This is a genomic window from Mesorhizobium sp. M7A.F.Ca.CA.001.08.2.1 (genome assembly GCF_003998455.1).
Classification (GTDB): domain Bacteria; phylum Pseudomonadota; class Alphaproteobacteria; order Rhizobiales; family Rhizobiaceae; genus Mesorhizobium; species Mesorhizobium ciceri.
This window is the reverse complement of sequence record NZ_RZPW01000236.1, coordinates 1-8,211: the sequence shown is the minus strand read 5'-3', so window position 1 is coordinate 8,211 and position 8,211 is coordinate 1. Positions and strand designations below refer to the sequence as shown.

The window sequence follows — 8,211 nt, the reverse complement described above, 5'->3', positions numbered from 1 at the left end:
CTACACGATTGGCGGCGCCGGAACCGGCGTTGCCGCCATGCTCGTCGGCGGCGCCAACAACGCGCTGACCAACCACAGCCTGCTCTACGCAATGGGAGCGACGCCGACATTCGAGATCCAGGCAGCGGATATCCAGGCATTCCAGACCTTCCTGTTGGCGCCCGGTCCCGTCGTGCCGACCAATGCGATCCTGGAATCGCTGCTCGACGATTTCAGTCCGCTGGCCATTACCGGCACGTCGGGTGATGACCATGTCGACAATTCGCCGCTGGGCGACACGCTGGGACGCGTCATCGGCAACATCGATCTCGGCGGCGGCAACAACAGCTTCCACAATTTTGCGGATGCCTCGATGGTCGGACTGAAAACCATCGATCTCGGCGGCGGGCTGTTCACCAATGACGGGCTCTATACCAACCAGGGCATCGGCGTGGTGGCGAAGGTGGATGTCGGCGGCGGCTTCAAACAAAACCTCTCCGGCGATTTCGTCACCGATGTGGATCTCAACAACCAGATCACGGATGCCCTGGCACTAACGGCGGCCGGTGACTTCAACGGCGAAGCGCCGCTGAATTTCCTGTCGATCGATAAGCTGTTCACGGAATATGTGGTCGCCAATGGCTCGGGGATGACCGACTCCGGCATAGCAGCGAAGACCTTGCATCCGGCAGTGGGCTTCAACTTCCAGTTCCGGGTGGATGGCGGCACCGATCTCGTTCTTTACGCCGACAACCCGACATTCCTGGAACTGGCGCAGGATCCGGGGTCCGGCACCACCGATCCCGGCGTGTTCCAGATGGCGCAGTACCTTGACGATGTCGAGGCAGCATCGACCCCGGACAACCCGATGGCCAGGCTGATCAACATGCTGCGCTTCCTGCCCAATGAAGAGGAACTGGGTGCAGCATTGACCCGGCTCACACCGCATTATGCCGTGCATACGTTCGACATGATCAACCGCGAAGCCGACATGATGCTGGAAGCGGCGCGTGAGTGTACTGGCGTGCCTGCCTACAAGAATCCCGACGGCCGCTGCGTCTGGGCAACGATCAGCCCGCAGGCCGAGTACGGCCGCGACGCGGGTGCTGGCACTACAAGCCGCGACGACGTCCTGAAGACGATGTCGCTTGGCGGCATTGGCGAGATTGGCCAGAACTGGTCGCTTGGCGCCACCATCGGCCGCACAGAGTTCGATTCCAAGATCGGCTTTGATGGCGACCTGCTGTCGGAGACCACCGGCGAGGCCTGGCAGGCCTATGCGCTGGCCAAATATACCAACAAGAATTACTTCGTGGACTTTGCACTCGGTGGCGGCACGGGCTCGTTCAAGGGCGAACGCGACACCCATATCGACCCGGCATTCTACATTCCGGGCGAAACGTTGGCGGGTGATTATCTCGACGAGGTAATGCTGCCTGGCATCGGCAGCAGCGTCACCTACACACAGAAGACCGCGATGTTCGGCGGCTCGGCGCGGTTGGGTTTCACCCGGGAGATGGGCGCCTTCTATCTGCAGCCGACAGTGCAGTTCGACGCGCGCTGGCTGCGTGTCTCAGGCACGGAGGAGGGTTCGGTCGCCGCCTTCAACTTCGATGGCTCGGCCAACACCTACTATTCTGCAACCCCTGCAATCGAGATCGGCACCGACATCGCGCTCAGCGACATTGCCAGCCTTCGCGTCTACGGCAAGGCCGGGGCGGAGTTTTCCAACAAGGAGTGGGAAATCGAAGGTCGCTTCGCGGCGGCGGAGAATCTGCCTGGCAACCCCGCATTGCACTTGACGGAGGCCGTCGATTCGCCGCTCTATCGGGTCGGCGCCGGCCTTGAACTGAATGGCGTCAATGGCGTCGGCATGTCCGTCAGATATAATGGCGCCTTCGGCGAAACGGTTAAACAGAACGCGATCAGCGCGTCTCTCAAGGTCAGCTTCTAGCTGGCCCGAGGCGGAGCCGGGCGGGAGGGGTCTTGATGAGGAAGTTCGCGTATTTCGTGGCGATGCTGGGTGTTGCCTGCACCGTCGGTGTGCCGGCCGTGGCAGCGCAAACCAAGAGCGACAAGGCGGTCGCGGCACCGGCTGCCGCCGATGCGCCGCAGTTGCCCGGTGGCGCGTCGGCACTGTCCGAAACCCACGGCGACTGGACGGTCAATTGCCAGATATCAGGCGCGACCAAAACCTGCAGCCTGTCGCATCAGCAATTCAACAAGCAAAACAATCAGCGCCTGCTGGCGATCGAGCTGTCGAGCAAGACCGGCGAGGATGCCACGGGAACGCTTGCGCTGCCGTTCGGCCTGGCGCTGGCCAAGGGGGTGAGCCTGACCATCGACGATCAGAAGCTGGACGGCAGCCTGGCGTTCAACACCTGCCAGGTCGTCGGCTGTCTGGTGCCGGTGGTGTTCGATGCGACTGTCACGCCGCTGCTGAAATCAGGCACCACGCTGAAGATCGACGCTTTCGCGGCAGACACCGGACAAGCGGTGAGCTTTTCCATTCCGCTCAACGGCTTCGCCGGCGCACTTGCCCGAACCGCGGAGCTTTTGACCAATTGATGTGAGCCGCAGGACTTAAAGCGCGCGCCGCCTGAACGCAGTCTCGCGGCAGGGCGGTGCGTCACTGCAGCAGAACATTTTTCAGTCAAACGACGATTGTTTTAAGCCGTTCGGCGATCAGGGCGGCAAGCCGAGCCGCCACTTCGTCCTTGCTCATCTCCGGCCATTCCTCGACACCGGCCTTTGACACGATCCGCACCCGGTTGCGATCGCCGCCCATCACGCCCGAAGAGCCGACGCCGCTTCCCTGCGACACGTCGTTGGCAACGATGAGATCGGCGCCTTTCTTCTTGAGCTTGGCCTCGGCGTTGCGCAGGAGATCCTGTGTCTCGGCGGCGAAGCCGATAACCAGGCCGGGTCGCTGGCTGTGATGGCCGACGCCGGCGAGAATGTCGGGATTCTCGACCATGCGCAGCACCGGCGGCCCTTCGCCCGCGACCTTCTTGATCTTCTCACCGGCCGAGTTCTCGGTGCGCCAGTCGGCCACGGCGGCGACGAACACCGCCGCATCTGCGGGCAAGAGCCGTTCCACCGCGTCGCGCATCTCCTGCGCCCGCTCGACGTGAATGGTCTTCACTCCGGGGGGATCGGCGATGCCGACAGGGCCGGAGACGAGGCGCACATCGGCGCCGAGCCTGGCCAGTGCTGCCGCGATCGCATGGCCCTGCTTGCCGGACGAGCGGTTGGCGATGTAGCGCACCGGGTCGATCGGCTCATGGGTCGGGCCGGAGGTGACGATGATCTTGCGCCCCGACAGCGGCCTGGGGCCGACATCGAGCAGCGCCTCGACCGCGGCAACGATCTCCAGCGGTTCGGCCATGCGGCCTTCGCCCGTCTCATTGCTTTCGGCCATCTCGCCCCTGGCCGGGCCGACGAAGGTGACGCCGTCCTTCTGCAGCGTCGCGCGGTTGCGGCGGGTGGCCGGATGCGCCCACATTCTGGGGTTCATGGCCGGCGCCATCAGCACCGGCTTGTCGGTGGCGACAAGCACGGTGGAGGCCAGATCGTTGGCGTGGCCGTTTGCGAGCTTCGCCATCAGGTCGGCCGTGGCGGGCGCCACCACCAGCAGATCGGCCTCGCGCGACAGCCTGATATGGCCGACATCGTGTTCGTCATTGCGGTCGAACAGCTCGGTGAAAACATGGTCGGCGGAGAGCGCGCCGACCGACAGCGTGGTGACGAATTCCTGCGCGGCCGATGTCATGACCACCCGAACCGCAGCCCCGCGCTCGCGCAGCCGGCGGATCAGATCCAGCGCTTTGTAGGCGGCGATGCCGCCGCCGATGATGAGCAGGATGCGCTTGCCGGAGAGGCTCATGCACCCTCCCAAGGATTGACTATGCTGATACCGCAATCGGAAAAGTCAGCAACATTTCTAGTCACCACCGCAAAGCCCCGCGAGCGAGCAACCGAGGCGATCTGTGCGTCAAATTCGCGTATAGGACGTCCCAGAAATCGTCTGTTCGAAACAATCTCCGCGTATGCTTCGGCTTCGCGGTCACCGAACGCGAGCACTGGGGTCTTGAGCCATTTGGTGAAAAAGGCCCCGATGACACTACCCAGTGCAGCCTTACGCGTTCCGTCCGGCATGTTCGCAAGCCCAACGAGCAGCTCTGCCTTGGTCATCGCCGTGACATATGAGCGGGTTGCGAGCGAGCTATCCATCCAGGTAGCCACCCCTGCATCCGGCCGTGGTTTGAAGGTTTCCGAGATAACATTCGTATCCAGCACGAACATGGTTAGTCAAATTTCAGTGGCTCGCGCGTAGGGCCGCGCTCCGGCAACTCGACATCGAAACCGCCATGGGGCTCAACCAGCCTACGAATCGCGGCATAGAGTGACTCTCCCCGAGGGTCTTGGTCCACACCGTCCGAAAGAACACTCTTGGCAAGAACGCTACGCGCTTCCTCTTCCATTGAGACTCCCCTCACGGCAGCTCGCTCACGCAGTTTCTGCTTCACGTTGGTGTCGAGATTGCGGATGGTAAGTGTGCTCATGTTTTTGCTCCTTACCTCAACGTAGTCCATGAAAGCGTTGCTTTCAATGATAGCAATGCCGGCACTGCTGTCACCGAGAACTCAGATCATCTTCCAGGCGATATAGACCAGCGTCAGCGCGATCACCCAGAGTGCCCAGCGGCCGGAGCGGCTGTAGCGCGCTTCGGCCTTGCCGATGGCGTGGGCAGTGGTCTCGTCGAAGCGCAGGCCATGCTCGGCCATCAGGTCGATCTCGCGCGACAGCCGGTCAGTGCGCGCCGCAAGCTCGGGCACCTGGCGGGCCAGCGTCAGCAGCGCCTTGGCGCCATCGCGCGCATCCATCATCATACCACGCGGCCCAAGATTGCCTGATATCCAGTCGCCGACCACCGGCTCGGCAGTCTTCCACATGTTGAAGGCCGGGTCGAGCGTGCGCGCCACGCCCTCGACCACCACCATGGTCTTCTGCAGCAGGATCAGTTCGGGCCGCGTCGCCATGTCGAAGAGCTCGGTAACCTCGAACAGCAGCGTCAGAAGCTTGGCCATCGAGATGGTCTCGGCCGGCTGGCCATGGATCGGCTCGCCGATCGCCCGGATCGCCTGCGCGAAGGCCGCGACATTGTGCTGGCGCGGCACATAGCCGGCCTCGAAATGGACCTCAGCGACGCGCAGATAGTCGCGCGTGATGAAGCCGTAGAGGATTTCGGCGAGGAAGCGGCGCTCCTTCTTGCCGAGCCGGCCGGCAATGCCGAGATCGACGGCAACGATGGTGCCGTTCGCCTCGACGAACAAATTGCCCGGATGCATGTCGGCGTGGAAAAATCCGTCGCGCAGCGTGTGGCGCAGGAACGACTGGATCAGGTTTGTGGCGATGGTTTTCAGATCGTGGCCCGCCGCGACCAGTCCGGCAATGTCGTTCATCTTGACGCCGTCGACCCACTCCATGGTCAACACGTCGCGGCCGGTACGCTCCCAGTCGACGGACGGCACGCGAAAGCCGGGGTCGTGCCTGGTGCTTTCACCGAGCTCCGAGAGGGCCGCCGCCTCGAGGCGAAGATCCATCTCGATCTTGGTGGTCTGAGCCAGCGTCTGGGTGACCTCGACCGGCCGCAGCCGGCGGGACGAGGGGATGTATTTCTCCTGCAGGCGAGCGGCAAGGAAATAGCTTTCAAGATCCTGGAAGAAGCGGCGGCGCACGCCGGGCCGGATCACCTTGACCGCCACCTTGGTGGCAACGCCGTCATGCATGGCATCGGCGGCATGGACCTGGGCGATGGAGGCGGCGGCGACCGGATCGCCGAATTGAGCGTAGAGATCGCCGACTTTGCGCCCGAGCGAGGCTTCGATGGCCGCTATGGCTTCGGCCTTCGGAAAGGTGTGCATCTTGTCCTGCAACATGGCGAGATCGAGCGCCATGTCGTTGCCGACGACGTCGGGCCGCGTCGCCAGGAACTGGCCGAGCTTTACATAGGAGGGACCGAGCCGGACGACCGCCTTGGCCAGCCGGTCGCTGCGCTCATAGGCCAGCGCGCGGCGGCGCGTGAACAGCCGTGCCATCCGCCAGCCGAACTTCGGCAGGCCGGACAGTTCCTCACCCGGCAGAGCGGCGACGACACCCTCGCGGACCAGCACCCAGCCGGCCCTTACGAGCCGGAATCCTGCACTGACATTGCTCATGGCAGCGCCAACCCTGCCGGCTCTTTGAACCGGCATAGCACGCGTCGATTGTGAGAAATGCGGTCCGGCCTCAAAGCTTCCAGCCCGAATGAAGTGCTGCAATACCGCCGGAATAGTTGCGGAAGGAAACGCGGTCGAAGCCGGCGCGGGAAATCATCGTCGTGAAATTCTGCTGGTTGGGAAACCTGGCGATCGATTCGACCAGATAGGAATAGGGCTCGCCGTCGCCGGTGACCATCTTGCCGATCTTTGGAATGGCGTTGAACGACCAGGCTTCATAGGCCTTGTCGAGCAGCGGCATCTCGACCTCGGAAAATTCCAGGCACAGGAAGCGCCCACCGGGCTTCAGCACGCGAAACGCTTCGCCCAAGGCCACCTCGATGCGCGGTACGTTGCGGATGCCGAAAGCGATGGTATAGGCATCGAATGTGGCATCAGGGAAGGGCAGTTCCTCGGCATTGGCCTCGACGAAATCGGTGTTGCCGGACAGGCCCTTCTTTTCGGCCCGGTCGCGGCCGACAGCCAGCATCGAGCCATTGATGTCGAGCACGGTGGCATGGGCATTGCCGTGGCTGGCATCGACGATGCGAAAGGCAATGTCGCCGGTGCCTCCGGCAACGTCGAGCACCTTCCAGCCCGCCCGTTTAGGCGGATTGAGCCAGGTGACCATGGCGTCCTTCCACAGCCGGTGCAGGCCGGCCGACATCAGATCGTTCATCAGGTCGTAGCGGTTGGCGACCTTGTGGAAAACATCGTTGACCAGGGACTGCTTGTCGCCAGCCCCTACACGCTTGAAACCATAGGAGGTTTCCATGCCGCCCGCGGCCGTGGTTCTCTCAACTGACATTTTTTTGATCCGTCATAAAACCGGCGGGACCATAGCCGATCGATGGTGCGGGCGCTATTGTTTAAGGCGCGGTGTTCAGCCGCGCTTCCAGGTGGCGGGTTTTCGAGACCTGGACGGACCGACGGGATGATTGAATGCCTTTGAAAGCGGAACTGCACTGCCACATCGAAGGGGCAGCGGCGCCCGAACTCGTCATCCGCCAGGCGCAGAAATACGGCAAGGACACCTCGCCCTATATCCAGAACGGTTCCTTCGTCTGGCACGATTTCACCTCCTTCCTGGCGGCTTATGATTTTTCCGCCGATCTGTTCCGGACCGAGGAGGACTATGCGCGGCTGGCCGACCACTATCTGACCAGCCTTGCCCGCGATGGCGCCATCTATTCCGAGGTGTTCACCTCGCCGGACCACGCTAAAAAAGCCGGCTTGTCGCCCAAGGCCTATACCGACGCGCTCGGCGAAGGCATGGCCCGCGCCAAGGCCAAGACCGGCATCGAGGGCCGCATGATCGTCACCGGCGTGCGCCATGTCGGCGTCGAGTCGATCGAGCAGGCGGCGCGCTTCGCGGCGCGCTGCGGGCATCCGCTGGTCACCGGTTTCGGCGTTGCCGGCGATGAGCGGATCGGTGATATGGAGGACTATGTCAGGGCTTTCGAGATCGCTCGCGAAGCCGGGCTCGGCATCACCATCCATGCCGGCGAACTGACGGGCTGGGAGACCGTCCAGGCGGCGCTGGATCACATCCGCCCGTCTCGCATCGGCCATGGCGTTCGCGCCATCGAGAACCCGGACCTCGTCCGGCGCATCGCCGACCAGGGTGTCGTGCTGGAATGCTGCCCCGGTTCCAACATCGCGCTCAAGGTGTTCGACAGTTTCGCCGATCATCCGTTTCCGGCCCTGCAGGCGGCAGGCTGCAAGGTGACGCTCAATTCCGACGATCCGCCCTATTTCTGGACCTCGCTCAAGCGTGAATACGATATCGCTGCCGAGCATTTCTCGATGAACGACAAGGCGCTGACCGCCGTCACCAGAACGGCCATCGAGGCCGCTTTCGTCGATAGAAAGACAAAGACGGCACTTCTTGCCCGGTTGAACAGCGCGGCACGCTGATTTCCGCCGACAAAGCTGTGGTCGGTGCGGGCCAAGCGGTTCCTTGGCCGGCGCA

At 62.9% G+C, this 8,211-nt stretch carries 7 protein-coding genes and 1 pseudogene; 3 read left to right on the top strand and 5 right to left on the bottom strand.

The window, feature by feature from the left end; all coding sequences use genetic code 11:
- Positions 1-1,933, top strand: a pseudogene (locus EN914_RS15855) (autotransporter outer membrane beta-barrel domain-containing protein); the annotation flags it as partial.
- Positions 1,934-1,968: 35 nt separating this feature from the next.
- Positions 1,969-2,547 (top strand): invasion associated locus B family protein, encoded by a 579-nt coding sequence (locus tag EN914_RS15850; RefSeq protein ID WP_024502803.1) that lies wholly within the window; start codon positions 1,969-1,971, stop codon positions 2,545-2,547.
- Between the two features lie 85 nt (positions 2,548-2,632).
- On the opposite strand, the gene coaBC is transcribed toward EN914_RS15850, so the two are convergent.
- The 5 genes from coaBC to ubiE all read right to left on the bottom strand — a co-directional run bounded on the left by coaBC (position 2,633) and on the right by ubiE (position 7,047).
- Positions 2,633-3,865, bottom strand: a complete 1,233-nt coding sequence (gene coaBC / locus EN914_RS15845; RefSeq protein ID WP_024502802.1) for a bifunctional phosphopantothenoylcysteine decarboxylase/phosphopantothenate--cysteine ligase CoaBC — start codon at positions 3,863-3,865, stop codon at positions 2,633-2,635.
- Positions 3,862-4,284: a type II toxin-antitoxin system VapC family toxin gene (locus EN914_RS15840; protein ID WP_024502801.1), complete on the bottom strand. Its 423-nt coding sequence runs from the start codon at positions 4,282-4,284 to the stop codon at positions 3,862-3,864. The genes coaBC and EN914_RS15840 overlap by 4 nt, the downstream gene beginning before the upstream one ends.
- Before the next feature lie 2 nt (positions 4,285-4,286).
- Entirely contained in the window at positions 4,287-4,544 is a 258-nt protein-coding gene (locus EN914_RS15835) for a FitA-like ribbon-helix-helix domain-containing protein (RefSeq protein WP_013529622.1), read from the bottom strand.
- 81 nt (positions 4,545-4,625) lie between these two features.
- Positions 4,626-6,200 carry a 2-polyprenylphenol 6-hydroxylase gene (ubiB, locus tag EN914_RS15830; protein WP_024502800.1) on the bottom strand — a complete coding sequence of 525 codons (1,575 nt, stop codon included), beginning with the start codon at positions 6,198-6,200 and terminating at the stop codon, positions 4,626-4,628.
- A 70-nt stretch (positions 6,201-6,270) separates the two neighbouring features.
- Positions 6,271-7,047, bottom strand: a complete 777-nt coding sequence (ubiE, locus tag EN914_RS15825; RefSeq protein WP_024502799.1) for a bifunctional demethylmenaquinone methyltransferase/2-methoxy-6-polyprenyl-1,4-benzoquinol methylase UbiE — start codon at positions 7,045-7,047, stop codon at positions 6,271-6,273.
- 134 nt (positions 7,048-7,181) lie between these two features.
- Between ubiE and EN914_RS15820 the strand changes: the two genes are divergently transcribed.
- Complete coding sequence (locus EN914_RS15820) at positions 7,182-8,156, top strand: adenosine deaminase (protein WP_024502798.1); 975 nt, start codon at positions 7,182-7,184, stop codon at positions 8,154-8,156.
- Positions 8,157-8,211 lie beyond the last annotated feature (55 nt).

Excerpts from the sequence above, each read along its gene's own strand:
- EN914_RS15850 (WP_024502803.1), top strand. The coding sequence starts at position 1,969 with ATGAGGAAGTTCGCGTATTTCGTGGCGATGCTGGGTGTTGCCTGCACC.
- coaBC (WP_024502802.1), bottom strand. The coding sequence starts at position 3,865 with ATGAGCCTCTCCGGCAAGCGCATCCTGCTCATCATCGGCGGCGGCATC.
- EN914_RS15840 (WP_024502801.1), bottom strand. The coding sequence starts at position 4,284 with ATGTTCGTGCTGGATACGAATGTTATCTCGGAAACCTTCAAACCACGG.
- EN914_RS15835 (WP_013529622.1), bottom strand. The coding sequence starts at position 4,544 with ATGAGCACACTTACCATCCGCAATCTCGACACCAACGTGAAGCAGAAA.
- ubiB (WP_024502800.1), bottom strand. The coding sequence starts at position 6,200 with ATGAGCAATGTCAGTGCAGGATTCCGGCTCGTAAGGGCCGGCTGGGTG.
- ubiE (WP_024502799.1), bottom strand. The coding sequence starts at position 7,047 with ATGTCAGTTGAGAGAACCACGGCCGCGGGCGGCATGGAAACCTCCTAT.
- EN914_RS15820 (WP_024502798.1), top strand. The coding sequence starts at position 7,182 with ATGCCTTTGAAAGCGGAACTGCACTGCCACATCGAAGGGGCAGCGGCG.